The sequence below is a fragment of the Leuconostoc holzapfelii genome (genome assembly GCF_012396485.1).
Lineage (GTDB): Bacteria > Bacillota > Bacilli > Lactobacillales > Lactobacillaceae > Leuconostoc > Leuconostoc holzapfelii.
In genome coordinates, this window is sequence record NZ_JAAXPO010000003.1 from 1 (window position 1) to 13,322 (window position 13,322).

General features: G+C 41.7%; 15 protein-coding genes. 11 read left to right on the forward strand and 4 right to left on the reverse strand.

Annotated features, from left to right (window positions below):
- The first annotated feature begins 310 nt into the window (after positions 1 to 310).
- Positions 311 to 517 carry a transposase gene (locus HF966_RS02930; RefSeq protein ID WP_004911830.1) on the forward strand — a complete coding sequence of 69 codons (207 nt, stop codon included), beginning with the start codon at positions 311 to 313 and terminating at the stop codon, positions 515 to 517.
- 234 nt (positions 518 to 751) lie between these two features.
- Positions 752 to 1,198 (forward strand): DDE-type integrase/transposase/recombinase, encoded by a 447-nt coding sequence (locus HF966_RS02935; protein ID WP_168676156.1) that lies wholly within the window; start codon positions 752 to 754, stop codon positions 1,196 to 1,198.
- Between the two features lie 189 nt (positions 1,199 to 1,387).
- Here HF966_RS02935 and HF966_RS02940 read toward each other — a convergent pair whose 3' ends face one another.
- On the reverse strand, positions 1,388 to 1,744 hold the full coding sequence (locus tag HF966_RS02940) for a helix-turn-helix domain-containing protein (RefSeq protein WP_168676157.1): 357 nt from the start codon (positions 1,742 to 1,744) through the stop codon (positions 1,388 to 1,390).
- Positions 1,745 to 2,062: 318 nt separating this feature from the next.
- Between HF966_RS02940 and HF966_RS02945 the strand changes: the two genes are divergently transcribed.
- Together HF966_RS02945 and HF966_RS02950 are read left to right on the forward strand one after the other, a co-directional pair.
- A complete protein-coding gene (locus HF966_RS02945; protein WP_246586644.1) occupies positions 2,063 to 2,638 on the forward strand; it encodes a hypothetical protein in 576 nt (191 codons plus the stop codon).
- A 69-nt stretch (positions 2,639 to 2,707) separates the two neighbouring features.
- Positions 2,708 to 3,337 carry an NAD(P)H-binding protein gene (locus HF966_RS02950; protein WP_168676463.1) on the forward strand — a complete coding sequence of 210 codons (630 nt, stop codon included), beginning with the start codon at positions 2,708 to 2,710 and terminating at the stop codon, positions 3,335 to 3,337.
- 42 nt (positions 3,338 to 3,379) lie between these two features.
- Here the strand turns inward: HF966_RS02950 and HF966_RS02955 are convergent, their stop codons facing one another.
- Positions 3,380 to 4,459, reverse strand: a complete 1,080-nt coding sequence (locus tag HF966_RS02955) for a DNA/RNA non-specific endonuclease (RefSeq protein ID WP_168676159.1) — start codon at positions 4,457 to 4,459, stop codon at positions 3,380 to 3,382.
- A 387-nt stretch (positions 4,460 to 4,846) separates the two neighbouring features.
- On the opposite strand from HF966_RS02955, the gene HF966_RS02960 reads away from it, so the two are divergent.
- Together HF966_RS02960 and HF966_RS02965 are read left to right on the forward strand one after the other, a co-directional pair.
- Complete coding sequence (locus tag HF966_RS02960; protein ID WP_168676464.1) at positions 4,847 to 5,236, forward strand: DUF805 domain-containing protein; 390 nt, start codon at positions 4,847 to 4,849, stop codon at positions 5,234 to 5,236.
- A 129-nt stretch (positions 5,237 to 5,365) separates the two neighbouring features.
- A complete protein-coding gene (locus tag HF966_RS02965; RefSeq protein ID WP_168676161.1) occupies positions 5,366 to 5,584 on the forward strand; it encodes a CsbD family protein in 219 nt (72 codons plus the stop codon).
- A 46-nt stretch (positions 5,585 to 5,630) separates the two neighbouring features.
- Here the strand turns inward: HF966_RS02965 and HF966_RS02970 are convergent, their stop codons facing one another.
- Positions 5,631 to 6,176 carry a GNAT family N-acetyltransferase gene (locus tag HF966_RS02970; RefSeq protein ID WP_168676163.1) on the reverse strand — a complete coding sequence of 182 codons (546 nt, stop codon included), beginning with the start codon at positions 6,174 to 6,176 and terminating at the stop codon, positions 5,631 to 5,633.
- 261 nt (positions 6,177 to 6,437) lie between these two features.
- Here HF966_RS02970 and HF966_RS02975 point away from each other — a divergent pair, with 261 nt between their 5' ends.
- From HF966_RS02975 to HF966_RS02990, 4 genes are all read left to right on the forward strand, one after another.
- Complete coding sequence (locus HF966_RS02975) at positions 6,438 to 8,444, forward strand: hypothetical protein (RefSeq protein WP_168676164.1); 2,007 nt, start codon at positions 6,438 to 6,440, stop codon at positions 8,442 to 8,444.
- Positions 8,441 to 9,064: an ATP-binding cassette domain-containing protein gene (locus HF966_RS02980; protein WP_168676166.1), complete on the forward strand. Its 624-nt coding sequence runs from the start codon at positions 8,441 to 8,443 to the stop codon at positions 9,062 to 9,064. Before HF966_RS02975 ends, HF966_RS02980 begins: the two co-directional genes overlap by 4 nt.
- A gap of 96 nt (positions 9,065 to 9,160) precedes the next feature.
- The gene (locus HF966_RS02985) at positions 9,161 to 9,646 is read left to right on the forward strand and encodes a GNAT family N-acetyltransferase (protein ID WP_168676167.1); all 486 of its coding nucleotides are present in this window, start codon (positions 9,161 to 9,163) and stop codon (positions 9,644 to 9,646) included.
- A 169-nt stretch (positions 9,647 to 9,815) separates the two neighbouring features.
- Complete coding sequence (locus HF966_RS02990; protein WP_010002201.1) at positions 9,816 to 10,136, forward strand: DMT family transporter; 321 nt, start codon at positions 9,816 to 9,818, stop codon at positions 10,134 to 10,136.
- 61 nt (positions 10,137 to 10,197) lie between these two features.
- Here HF966_RS02990 and HF966_RS02995 read toward each other — a convergent pair whose 3' ends face one another.
- Positions 10,198 to 12,108 carry a sugar MFS transporter gene (locus HF966_RS02995; RefSeq protein WP_168676169.1) on the reverse strand — a complete coding sequence of 637 codons (1,911 nt, stop codon included), beginning with the start codon at positions 12,106 to 12,108 and terminating at the stop codon, positions 10,198 to 10,200.
- 167 nt (positions 12,109 to 12,275) lie between these two features.
- On the opposite strand from HF966_RS02995, the gene HF966_RS03000 reads away from it, so the two are divergent.
- A complete protein-coding gene (locus HF966_RS03000) occupies positions 12,276 to 13,292 on the forward strand; it encodes a LacI family DNA-binding transcriptional regulator (protein WP_168676171.1) in 1,017 nt (338 codons plus the stop codon).
- Positions 13,293 to 13,322: the final 30 nt, after the last annotated feature.

The following is a 13,322-nucleotide window of genomic DNA, read 5'->3' on the forward strand; positions in this document are numbered from 1 at the left end:
AACGTTCGTGAGCTGATAAACTAGAAGACATAAGCTGCAGATCCTTTATGGTTGATTTTAGTCAATTACCATTAAAGTCTCTGCAGTTTTTTTATGCAAGGTGTTCGGTTTAATTTTACAATCTGCCATAAGTATAGATAAATTTATTTGTATCGCCAGATATTAGTGCTGAATTAAATGAATTCAGTAAATTGTCGTCTATACTTGGTGCTCTTATACTAAAAAATGGACTATTTTTATTCAGTCCATAAAATGAAAGTATAGGCGTATTTTTATGTCAATTCGTTATTCACAAGATTTCAAAGATTGATTGGTTAAACTTCATCAAGAAGGCCGTTCACTTAAATCATTAGCAGAAGAATTTGGACCGTCGAAAGATTCTATTGCTATTTGGGTTAAACAAGCTACCCCAATCATGATCAAGGGTCAGTCAAAGACTTTAAAAGACGTCAAGCAACTAGAGAAGCGCCTCGCTATTTTGGAAGAAGAAAACGAAATTCTATCACGCATAGCCTAACAGGCATTGAGCGGCCATCATACTAGCCCAAAAATAGTCCGTAATGTGGGATTGCCGCTAGTTAACCAATTTTTAGCACAAGGCTACGCGCTTGTGCAGATTTTAAGTGCACTTAAAATCAAACCTAGTGCCTATTACAACTGGCGCCATTGGTAGCCCAGTCGGCAATAAAAGCGTTGTCGCAAACTCAAAACTGTTGTAACGGTTAATCAAAAGCCCAATCTGATTAGACACTTGCATGATTTGAGCGGTGTTTGGCAAACAAATATCACTTATATTCAGTTGACTAACCACAGATGGGTCTATTTAGCGACCGTTTTGGATCCTGAGAAGAGAAAAGTATTAGGTTATAAAATTGGCGATACAATGACAGCCTATCTAGCCATAAGCGCCTTACAGATGGCGTTAGATAAGCATCAAAGGCCATTAATAGTTCATTCGGATATGGGGTCACAATACACAAGTGCTGAATTTAATATCAAATGTCAAAATTATGGTTTGAAACATTCATATTCACTCAAAGGACATCCATACGATAATGGCCGTATGGCAGCGTTACATTCAATATTGAAGCGTGAAGAGGTTTATTTAAAGGCATACCAAACATTAGCTGAAGTCCAAGCAGCCATTGGTTGGACTAGCAATTTTTATAATTGCAATCGTATCTCAAATGTCGCCTAATTAACTGAATAAAAGTAGTCCAATTTATTTACTTCTGAGCATTACTGATAGAACGGCTTTTTGTATGTAAATTCTGATATGATAAGCTTTTTAGAGTCGCTAATTCAAACCACTTCACAAAAATAAGTTGAAAGCATCACAAAATCCAACAAGAATGTGACACCAGCAAGGCAGCATTGATATCGTTGTTTATTTTTTGGGGATGGTGGTAGTTTCTGTCAGGCTTTGAAACCGCCTGAATTTCAAAAAATCGATCAAAGCTTGTCGATCGTCGTCGCTAATCCGTTGGCCATCGAACTGTAATGTCACATGCGTGTCTGCAATATCAATGGCTGGGTCATGCGTTTCAAGACAAGTATCCTCACCCAGCAAATAATCGGTGGAAACCCCTAAAACTTTCGCAACCGCAGTCAAACTGGCCGTCGATGGCATTTTTTTGTTCCAACGATAAATTGAATTAATACCGATACCAGCTTTTTTGGCTGTGGTTTGCAAGCTCCAACCTCGTTGTTTAGACAGCAGTTTTACTCGTTCAAGCGTCATCATTTCAGTGTTTCTCCCGAAGCAATGGCTCAATAATCATCACATGTGATAAAAAACACGAAAACATGTTGACTTTTTATCATTCGTTGTAAATAATGAACTCATCGCGTATTCAAGCAATAAAAAGGACAAACCTGTTTCAATCTAACTTGGCGGTCTGATGAAGAAGGGCTGTGCGATTTATTGCTTATTTTGTATGAGTATATTTTATCATCTGTGATAAAAGACTACAATCATCCGTCCATCAGATCATCACGTGTTCGTTGGCCTATGGCTCATGCATAGCATAAACGCCACGATGAGTGGGCAATGGAAGGAAAAATGAAACATAAAAAAATCTTAGTCGTTTTGGTGTTGTTTTTGGCCGCGTTTATCGGTGGGCGGGCATTGGCTGATAATTCCCAATGGCGTGGCGCACCAAACATGGCACATATTCGCAGTATTATTGATCAACTGGGTAGTAAATTAACAGTTCAATCTTACACAATTTCGACGTTGACCAGACAAAGCGCGGATTACCAGTCACAGTTGGCGGTCAGCCAACAGTCAGTCGTGACATTACAAGGCCGAGTGCGTGATTTAAGTCAACAGTTGAATCAAGCTGAAATTAATAAAAAACTAGCCATTCAACAAACAATTAATGATATGAACCACAAAATTGATGTCGCTAACAATCAAGTGACCTTAGCGCAAAAATCGCTTAGTAACGTACAAGGGCAACTTAAAATAGCTAATGAGAAAGCAAATGACTTGCAATTACAATTAGCGAAAGCCCAACAGCAATACAATGATGAAAAAGGGCAGAATGCTGACTTGACGAAACAATTAGACAACGCGATGCAATCCGTCAACGCTTTAGATCAACATGCGCAAGAAGTCTTGAACCAACACCAATAATTCATTGGATTTAACTTGTTAATCGTAAGTGAAGATGTTAATCTTAGATTAACTGGAGGAATTCAAATGATGAAGTTAGCAGTGATTGCAGCCAATGGCAAGACGGGGCAACGGGTAGTTGAAACCGCTTTAGCACATGATCTAGATGTGACCGCGATTGTTCGCCATGAGAATCGAAGTCAAGCCACACAAGTCTTGCAAAAAGGCATTTTTGATTTGACAGCCGATGATTTGGCACCATTTGATGTTGTTGTCGATGCGTTTGGTGTCTACGACCCAGAGCGGTTAGACGAACATCAAACAACGCTTGCACATCTGACTAGTATTTTAAGTGGCACAACGACAAGGCTGTACATCGTTGGTGGGGCAGGGAGCCTTTATGTGGATGACGAAATGACGATCCAATTGAAAGATACCCCAGAATTCCCAGCTGCTTATCAGCCACTTGCTGAAAGTATGAGTCGCGGTTTGGCGGTGTTACGTCAAGCTGAATCGGTCCACTGGATTTATGTCAGTCCTGCTGCTGAGTATGATAGTGAGGGGCCGCGAACGGGCCAATACGCTTTTGCCGGTGATAAGTTAACGACGAATGCGACGGGTCAGAGTTATATTAGTTATGCTGATTATGTTGACGCTTTGTTGCAAGAAATTTTACACCCAAGTGCAGACCAGCAACGCATCTCAATTTATGGCATTTAAAAAGCGCGTTAGCGCTTTTTTTTTTGTGTCAGCAAACAGGGCTTAGGGCACTTGCCAATGATAACCCGCGGGTAATACGCCGCCAGGTGCGACACGAGTTGAATGACCTTTACGAGTTTGCCAATTAAAGCCATCTTGAATTGCCCACTTGTAAGCCCCAGACTGGTTGATGTTGTCAGTAGTTGGTGCGGGAACAACGGCAGATGGGGGTGTGGCTGCCTGTGTTTGTGCAGCTTGTTGTGCGGTGGCCTCACTTGCTGCACGAGCGGCACTTTCTGCGGCAGCCGCCTGCGCTGCTGCATCAGCACTGGCTTTTGCTGCGGCATCGGAGCTAGCTTTGGCTGCTATGTCTCGATCTTGCTTCAGTGTTTCAGACTTATTGAGTGTGTTACGGGCTGTGCCGGTGGTGTAATCTATGATGGCATTTGGACTGTCATTGTTTAAATAAACGACCGTCGCATCATCCATGCCATTTTCTTCGCGAGAAGAGTGGAGATTAATTTTCACCTTATCACCGTGTGAATTGTAGCCGACATAGGCCAAACGAATTTGCCGTGGCAGCAGTTCATCGTTAAGATACATCGGGGTGACTTGATAATCGAGGCGATAGCTTTTGTGGGACTTCAACCAAGCGGCGAGATGGTTTTCGTAATAAAGCATGGCTTTCTTATTTGCACCATTCATACTTTTCAAGGCACCAGTGTTTAAATAAGCTGTTTCAGGCACGAGATTTTTTGGCTCATCATTCAAGCCGCTGAATTGATAGCCGACCAAATGGCCACGATTGAATAGCCACTCTTTACTGATTTTACCGTTAGCTTTTTCATATTTAAAACGATAATTGTGCCATCCAGCTGGATTATAAGTTAAGCGCTTGGCACGCTTGGCAGACGGTTTGTCGTGGTATGTGAGTTGGATATGCGCATCAGTGGCGCGATGTTTGTCATCTTGATTGCTTAAGATGAGTTGCTCCGAATTACTAAAGCCCAATGGCTGTTGCGTCGCGCCTGTTAGGCTCGGATCACGATAGGTTTGATCAGCTGAAACCTGTGTCATACCGCCAAAAACAAGGCTACTCGAAAAAGCAGTCAACAAGACTGCGCGTTTTATCCCGTTAAACATAATCTAATCTCTCCCAAACTTTTTAACGTGAACGTTTAGCACGTGACTCGTGTGGCTGATTAATGAAATAATTGAGGTGCTTGTCCAGCTTTCCTAACAAATTAAACCTGTATAAGGCGTAATTTATGGCAATTAAAGCGTAAATGTCCTTTTTTAGGAACATAAGTTGTGGTTATTATATGTTATTTTTCACGGGATGTATAGCGCTTTCGAGTCAAAAATTGCACGCCAAATACCACGCGGAAAGTACATCGAATGATAGCCATTCGGACAAAAAGGCGAGATTGTCACATAAAAGCGACGAATATCATCCCAGCTGGGGAGGTTAAGCTGGTGATATCACCTAAAAAGTGGCACAATAGTTTTAAGATAGAAGATTTGGAGGAAATTATGAAGGCATATCAAGAGTTTTGGACAAAAATGTTTGTGTGGCGCGCGACAGCGACGCGCAAGCAATACTGGATTCCAGTCATCGTGAATTATCTTATCGGTGGTATTTTGATGGGGATTGTTGAAAAGATACAAGGCCATAATATCGAAGATATTTATAATTTGACTGATTTATCAGTTAACACAACAGTCAAAGTCATTGGCCTTTTGGTTTGGGTGGCAACACTCACCATACAAGCAAGGCGATTGCACGATACGAACCGCAGTGCTGGTTGGATTTTCATTCAACTTGTACCAGTGATTGGCACAGTTTGGTTTTTTGTGTTGATGTTACTACCAACAGCAACAACATCACGCTGGCACGATAATCAAAGCTATGTCTACTAACGACGGCTGATTAAATGGGTGTTCTCTCATTTACTATTACTAACATGATAAGGGTAGTGATTGGAAAAATGGCAGATTTATGATAAAATGGTTTTGTACCATCAAATAAAGCTCAAGGAGAACATGTTTATGTCAGTTGAAGAAAAGTTTGATAGCGCCAAGGACCAAGTTGTCGGTAAGGCAAAAGAAGTCGAAGGTAAGGTTACTGGAGATAAGGCACGCGAAGCTGAAGGTAAGGCTCAAGGTGTACGCGGTAAGGTTAAAGATGCAGTGGCAGACGTCAAGGATGCTGTCAAGAATGCAGTCGACGACTTCAAAGAAGATAGTAAAAAAGATAGCAATCAATAAGTGATAAAAAGCCCAACAGGATTAACTTTCCTGTTGGGCTTTTAGTTTAAGCGCGACTTGTTAATTGTGAAAAAGGGATAAACGGTGCGGGTGTAGCGGTTGGTGTGATCAATGATTTTTGCAGCCAGGCAACATCAAGCCACTTGCCATGTTTAAAACCAACTTGTGTCAGTTGGCCGACTTGCTGGTACCCAAGATGTTCATGAAAGGCAATACTACGTGTATTTTCAGCAGTAATGACGGCAATGGTTTGGACAACATTTTGCTCTTTCAGATATTGTTCGAGTGCTTGGTAAAGTTGCTTGCCAATACCACGTCCCTTTGCGGTCGGGCCAACATAGACGCTGAGTTCAGCGGTCCATTGATAGGCTTCGCGCTCGTTTAAGGGATGTGCGTATGCGTAACCTAAAATCGTATCGTTTTCTTCGGCCACAAGATAGGGATGTGTTTGAAGTGTTGTCGTGATGCGGTGTTCAAATGTTTGCAGACTGGGGATGTCGTATTCGAACGTAAACGTACTATCCAATACATAGGGGGCATAAATATTAAGTAGCTGTGGGGCATCGTTTTTGGTGGCAATTCGAATGATCATCACATACACTCCGTTTGATTGATGTTCCCAGTATAGCATACGGCGCGAAGAGAAACAGCCAGTAGGTGATAAAATACATAGCATTTATTTATTACAATGTCAATAAAATGATTGATGGATTAAAGTGAGAAATTTATTGACAAAAAATCATACGGCATTGTTTATCATGGTGATAACGGTTAACAAACACCGTTGGAAAGAAGAATAACGCTGTATGAAAGAATGTCAAAAAGTTGTGCGTGCTGATGTGGTTAAGCGCGGATGAAACGTTTACGTCAATTAAGAAATAGTATTTATATTATCTTTATTTTCTGCGTGAGTGTGCTATCTGTGACGGCCGCCATGTTGTATGCGAAGGATGCAGCCTATTTTGGCACACCGACAAATATTTCAATTGTGAATAATAGTAGTGATTTACGCACGGCCACATTGAATCAAGCGATTGCCGCGTATGCAGATACCCATGATTTAGTCATTGTCAAACGTGTCTATCCGGAATTTGATGGCAAAATTGTACCAAAAAGTTATATCCTAGGTCATCAAAAACAATACATGATTGGGATACCAGACGATCGTATTGAACAGCGACAAAAAATTGCAGATCGTGATGTATTGTCTGATTACGGTGTGTTTGGGAAAGGGAATCATCAAGCATTTTTGGCATTTTTGTCTAAAAACAATATTCAATTTATGGTGTATAACCCAACAGCTTTGTCAGCAGTGATATCAGATCTCACAGGACAACTAGCTGTTTCACGACTAGATATCTTGTTAGTGATGATACTCTTAGTCATTGTGATATTGAATAGTTTCATTATTTTTAAGCAACGACGACAATTTGTGATACAACAACTTTTAAAGGGACAAACCAAAGGGATTGCAGTATTGACGATTTGGTGGTCTAACATAAAAGTCTATGTTTATGCTTATCTCGTTGGGCTACCCATTGTTTTTGGTGTTTTATGGTTGTTGCTGCCGGAGATGCTCACTTATGAATTAATCATCGTTAACGTGATCTTATTACTATTTTTTGGTGCTGTTGCTGTTAGTACGCTTATCTTAACGATTTTGTTTAATCGTGGCCAACTCGTAGCGGTTCTGAAAGGACGTGGGAAGCAAATCTTGATCCCAATCGTAGCTTGTGTCATTTTAGCACTAACATTTATGAACTTTGTGACAACATTAGATTTGGCACAAAAAGAGAATCAGCAAATTGATTTAATGCGACAAGGGCAACAAAAATGGGAGAAAATCGCTCATTTTTCAGTTTTAACTATGCATACCATGTCTAAGCAAGATGATGTGCAAACTAAAACAAGCCAGTTATTGCTTAATCAGATAGATGAATCACAACTGTTAATGAGCATGTTTGCACCATTTCAAGGTCCAAAAATAACCTTGGGACGAGACCAGCCGTACGCGCGTGATATTTATGTCAATCCCACTTATTTTAAGTACCAACAGGTACGAGCAGTGACCGGAAGTCAGTTAACAGCAGATGATTTTCATGCACCAGTGACGTTATTGACGACGGAAAATTTATCGCCGACACAAATACAGGAAAATTATGCGATACCCAATGGCATTGACGTCGCAAATATCGTAATCAAGAAAATGCAACCGACGTCAACCTATGTTTTTCTTAATGCGACGCAGGAACAGTCATTTGCTTACCAAAAACCAAAACATATATTGGTGATAAATTTTCATGCTGTACAGCGTGATGCAGTAGCGCATTTCGATAACAGTGAGACAGTTGCGAAAGAAAAATCAAGTCAATCGATTGTGCAAAATTTGTTGCCGTGGTTGTCACAACGCAACGTAATGGTTAACTTGGTTTCTGAGGAAAATAAGAACCAAGTCATGACGGTTTTAGGACCAAATATTCAAGACATCAGTAGTACGAATAAACTGCGGGCAACTTTGAAACACACCTATTTACTACGTAAAAATGTCTTATTGGGGAGTTTGATATTGGCAATCTTGGTGGTGCTATTGTGCGGTTTGTTTACCATTTATATCATATTTATGGCCTATCGCCGAGAATTATTTGTGAAACAAGTTTATGGGCTACCTTTTATGAATCGGTATCGTCACATTTATCTCATGTTATCGTGTGCGTTGTTACCAGGCATTTTGTACGCAACTTCAAAGCCTAGCGTCTTGATAACCGTTATTTTTGTCATTAGTTGTCTGTTATTGTTTTTTACGTATCGCATTATGGTGAACGAAAAGCAAAGTTATTTAATACTTAAGGGGGAATTATGACGCTAGTTTTGGAGAATGTGAGTAAGCAGTTTGGGTCACATCAAATTATCGACAACCTGTCAGTGACGTTTCATCCTGGTGTGAAATATATTTTGCGTGGCCGATCTGGGGCTGGTAAATCAACCCTCTTAAATATGATTGCCCGTTTTGATGAAGATTATCGTGGCACCATGACGTATGCTGGTGATCCTTTACAAACCATCAAAAAAAGTCGGTTTTACCGTGACTATTTGGGTTATCTATTTCAAAATTATGCGTTGTTAGAAGATCAAACGGTTTTTGACAATTTGGCACTTGTTTTTCGGCATCGTATCCAAAAACGAGAGACGCAAGAAATGGTACAGGCATTAACGGCCGTTAATTTATCAGAAACTTACCTTAAAAAACATATTTATGAACTATCGGGTGGGGAACAACAACGTGTCGCGATTGCCCGTTTAATATTAAAAAAGCCACGCATTATTTTGATTGATGAACCAACAGCTGCGTTAGATCACGATACTGCGATGGATATTTTATATCAGGTACTGGATAGTTTGACTAATGAGCAAACCACTATGATTGTTGCCACCCATGATCCTTTAGTGATTGCGTGGGGAGATGCGATCATTGATGTGTAATATGAGATATCGACTGCTGCTATTCAGATAGGTGCAATACAAAAAGGATATGGTTTGTTATAATAATCGTAATTGAAAGGACGGATGGATTGACACATGCAGTTTAGAAACGCGATACACGATGATATTGAGATGATTTTGACCATTGAAAATCAAGGCTTTAACCAAGATGAGGCAGGAACGAGAGACCAATATCTTGAGAGAATTGCCAATTTCCCAGAAACATTTATTGTGGCTGAAGATGAACAGGCAGGTGTTCTCGGCTTTATTTGTGGACCAGCAGTCAACCAGCGTTTTGTTGAAGACTGGATGTATGAAGAAAATCCGAAAAATATCGCCCAAGGGGGCTATCAGACGGTGCAAACGGTCGCGGTTCACCAAGCTGCCCGCGGTCTTGGTTTAGGAAGTCAATTATTATCACAATTAACAACGCGTGCGCAAGCAGCTAAACGGGAAGCGATTGCTTTAACCTGTTTAGCAGATCGCATTCCTTTTTATGAAAAAAATGGCTTTACGAATCTCGGCCCATCGCAATCTACTCACGCTGGTGAGCAATGGTACAATATGGAAAAAATATTGTAGTATGCCTAAATTTTTCACGTCTGGGTTCGTACCAGGCGTTTTTCTGATGTGCGGGAACATTGTCTCGGCTAGATAACCATGGTAGACTGACAGTTAGGGTATCGTGTTGGCTAAGTCAGTTAGAAGTTATCGACTAATCCAAATACAGCATGATTGAGGAGATAAAAATATGTCATGGGTATATCTGTTGTTAGCCGGCTTATCAGAAATTTTATGGGCGACGACGATGAAATTAAGTCAGGGTTTCACGAAAGTTGGCTGGGTGATTGTGACAATTATTGGGCTGATCGCCAGCATGGCGTTTTTAATCCAAGCCGTGAAACAGCTTCCCTTTAGTTTAGCCTATCCAATTTGGACAGGCATTGGCGCGGTGGGGTCTGTTGTGATGGGCGTTGTGCTATTTCGGGATCAATTCCCACCAGTCACCTGGTTTTTTATTGGGCTACTCATTGTGGCCATTATTGGGATAAAAATAACGGCTGGCGAATAACATATAAAAACGTGTAGTTGAGACAGTTTGTTACGGCATCAACTACGCGTTTTTGATTGGGTTAGTCATTAAATTCTAATAAAATATCATTTTTGGAAACGTGTGACCCAAAGGCTTTTTTAAAGGTTAATTGTGGTAAGGCATTGGCATTAGTGATCGTTACCATTACCGTGTCATCTAGCTGTGCATCTTGAATGGCTTTGTCCCAGAATTCGATGAGCAAGTCACCTCTCTTCACGCGCTGGCCTTTATCAAAGTAAGTAATGAAGCCGGTACCTTGCATGGATACGGTGTTAATACCAATATGGATTAACGTGACTACCCCAGAATCGGATTCAATGCCGACCGCATGTCGTGTGGAGAAAGTCGATCGGATGGTACCATCAAATGGCGCATACACGCGACCATCAGTTGGTTGAATGGCAAAACCGTCGCCAAGTGAACCAGCAGCAAAGGCTGGATCCGCAACGTCTGATAAAGGCATTAACGTACCGGCAATGGGAGCAAAATACGCATCAAAGTATTGGTAGTTGTTGGTATCAGGCTCATGATCTTCAAATTTTTTACCCCAAGTCTTCTCTAGTTGGTCAACAATTTCTGCATGGCGCGCTTCTGTTAAAGTGACGTGGCGGTAGAAGACCCAGGTGCCTATCATAATGATTAAAAATGGTAAACCAAACATGATAAGTTTAAACGTGAATTGGCCTGATGGAGTCACCGAACTGGCCGTGGCGCCGGTGGTCATCCCCGCAGCGACGGCTGTTAACCCGACAGCACCATTAGAAATGGCGCCAGCTAACTTATCAAGTAGGGGCCGAACAGATAAAGTGAGCGATTCGTCACGATGGTTGAGTTTTAATTGGCCATATTCAACAGCATCTGAAATAATCATCAAGACAACCAAGAAAACGAGTGGTTGTGGGATGGCGAATAATTCTGCGGCAATCAAGACCAAAGGGAGGGAACGGCCAGCAAAGGCAAAGGTTACGATGGCTAAGAGCATGATGCCAATACACCAAAAGAATAACCGGCGGCGGTTTAGTTTATCGGCTAAGATTGGGAAGAGCGCGACGGCCACAAGCCCAGTGAGAATGTTTAGACCAGCTAAAATGGAAAATGCACTGGATTGACCTAAAATAAAAGTAAAATAATAGAGCTCCAAAGAATTAACCAAGGTCATCCCTGTGGTATAAAGCCCGTATGCTAACGCAATCCACATGAGTTGATCGTTATGTGTGAGGATATAAAAGACTTGCTTAAAAGTGGTGCGTTCTTTATTTTTGCGCAAGGTGGAGTCAATTTCCTTTGTTCCAAACCCTACGACAATGGCGCTAATCCAAGCGACGGTTGCGACAATCACGGCAAACCAGAACCAGCCCTTTGCGTCGCCTGTGCCACCGTTGCTTTTCATCGAAAAGAATAAGACCAAAGGCATCACGACCACGCCAACTAAGTTCGCACCGATAGTGGAGCCGATTCGAGCAAATGTGGCTGTTTTTTCTCGTTCGCGCGAATCAAGTGTCAGGGCAGGAATCATTGACCAGAAGCCAATGTCTTTAAATGAATAAAAAATATCCATCGTGATGTAAATGAACCCGAAAAGGATTAAATATAAAAGCGGGTTACTCTTATTGATACCACCCATATTCGTAAATAAGATAATCAGTGCAATGGAACCAATTGTCCCACCGACGACAACCCAGGGTTTAAACTTTCCCCAGCGTGTCACCGTATTATCAATCGCATTACCAATAAAGGGATCAATCACGAGTTCGACGAAACGCAAGAGGAAGATGATCAAGGTGATATAACTGATCATGCGGTCGTTTTCAGCAGTGTTACCGCTGTTGAAAAGATGCGTCGTCACGAACATGATGAAATAGGTTGAGAGTGTCGCGAAGAAGACATCGTTACCGAAAGCACCGAACGCATAGGCTAAGCGTGAGGTCATCGACTGTTTGTTTGAAGGCATAATTCTTTCTCCTTTTTATTATCAGCTAACACAACCATTGTAAGCGCTTCCATTTTAAATTACAAGAGTTTTACTAAAGTTTTACTAAAAAGAAATGCCGAGTGTTTTGTAGTAGAATGGAAAGCGAAGATATTTTCGTGCATATGTGCACATGTTGGAGTACACACATGGTAACAATCAAACAAATTGCGGCAGCAGCAAGCGTCTCACCCAGTACGGTGTCCCGCGTCTTAAATGGCGACACGACATTATCAGTTTCGGCAACTACCCGCCAAAAAGTATTCGATACGGCACAGGCATTAAACTATGTTAAACGCAGTAAAAATACCACCGTGGCGCAGGATTACCATGTTGCGGTGATTACTGTTTTTTCAGAAGCACGTGAAGCAACGGATGCTTATTGGCGACAAATTTATTTAAGTATTGAGCGACATGCCCGCCGGATTGGGGTGGTGATTGATGATGTGATTCGCATGACACAGGGGATTGAGCAACAAACCATTGCGGCCTATGATGCCGTCATCATTCTAGGTGATATTTCTCAATCGGCCTTGTTGGCCATTAAGCAAATGAATTCCAGACTCGTGCTGGTGGATGGCAAAACATACGCTGATGATATTGATGTTGTTGAACCAGAAATGGCTAAAATAACGACGCAAATCCTCGATGACTTTTACACCGCTGGTCGCCGTCAAATTGGTTTCATTGGTGGCATCAATGAATTATTTGAATTAGATGGTACAACGAATGGGCAAGCTGCTGATGTGCGTGCCACCGTCTATCAACAATGGGTTGAAGCCCATCAATTGCGTGCGCACAGTTTTTCAGGCGCCTGGCATGTCGAGACTGGGCGTCAAGGGACAATGGCCTTACTTGATGCCCAACCGCGCATTGATGCCTTGTTAGTTGCCTCCGATCCCATCGCCATTGGTGCAATGAATGCGTTAAAGATGCGCGGCCTGGAACCAGGCAAAGATATTGATCTGGTGAGTTTTGACAATTTGGAACTGGCCGCCTATTTAGTGCCAGCTTTGACAACAGTTGATTTAAAGCCGGCCGCCTTGGGGCAACAAGCGCTAGAACAAGCCTATGATTTAGCGCAAGGCAAGCGCGATTGGGCGATCTGGTCAACCATTCCAAGCCAACTGATCTATCGCGAAACTTTGAAAACGAAAAAAGCGTAAGCGTTTACATTTCAGTAAACCGGTGATAAA

Coding starts and splice junctions, on each gene's coding strand:
- HF966_RS02940 (WP_168676157.1), bottom strand. CDS start 1,744: ATGATGACGCTTGAACGAGTAAAACTGCTGTCTAAACAACGAGGTTGG.
- HF966_RS02945 (WP_246586644.1), top strand. CDS start 2,063: ATGAAACATAAAAAAATCTTAGTCGTTTTGGTGTTGTTTTTGGCCGCG.
- HF966_RS02950 (WP_168676463.1), top strand. CDS start 2,708: ATGAAGTTAGCAGTGATTGCAGCCAATGGCAAGACGGGGCAACGGGTA.
- HF966_RS02955 (WP_168676159.1), bottom strand. CDS start 4,459: ATGTTTAACGGGATAAAACGCGCAGTCTTGTTGACTGCTTTTTCGAGT.
- HF966_RS02965 (WP_168676161.1), top strand. CDS start 5,366: ATGTCAGTTGAAGAAAAGTTTGATAGCGCCAAGGACCAAGTTGTCGGT.
- HF966_RS02970 (WP_168676163.1), bottom strand. CDS start 6,176: ATGATCATTCGAATTGCCACCAAAAACGATGCCCCACAGCTACTTAAT.
- HF966_RS02975 (WP_168676164.1), top strand. CDS start 6,438: ATGAAACGTTTACGTCAATTAAGAAATAGTATTTATATTATCTTTATT.
- HF966_RS02980 (WP_168676166.1), top strand. CDS start 8,441: ATGACGCTAGTTTTGGAGAATGTGAGTAAGCAGTTTGGGTCACATCAA.
- HF966_RS02985 (WP_168676167.1), top strand. CDS start 9,161: ATGCAGTTTAGAAACGCGATACACGATGATATTGAGATGATTTTGACC.
- HF966_RS02990 (WP_010002201.1), top strand. CDS start 9,816: ATGTCATGGGTATATCTGTTGTTAGCCGGCTTATCAGAAATTTTATGG.
- HF966_RS02995 (WP_168676169.1), bottom strand. CDS start 12,108: ATGCCTTCAAACAAACAGTCGATGACCTCACGCTTAGCCTATGCGTTC.
- HF966_RS03000 (WP_168676171.1), top strand. CDS start 12,276: ATGGTAACAATCAAACAAATTGCGGCAGCAGCAAGCGTCTCACCCAGT.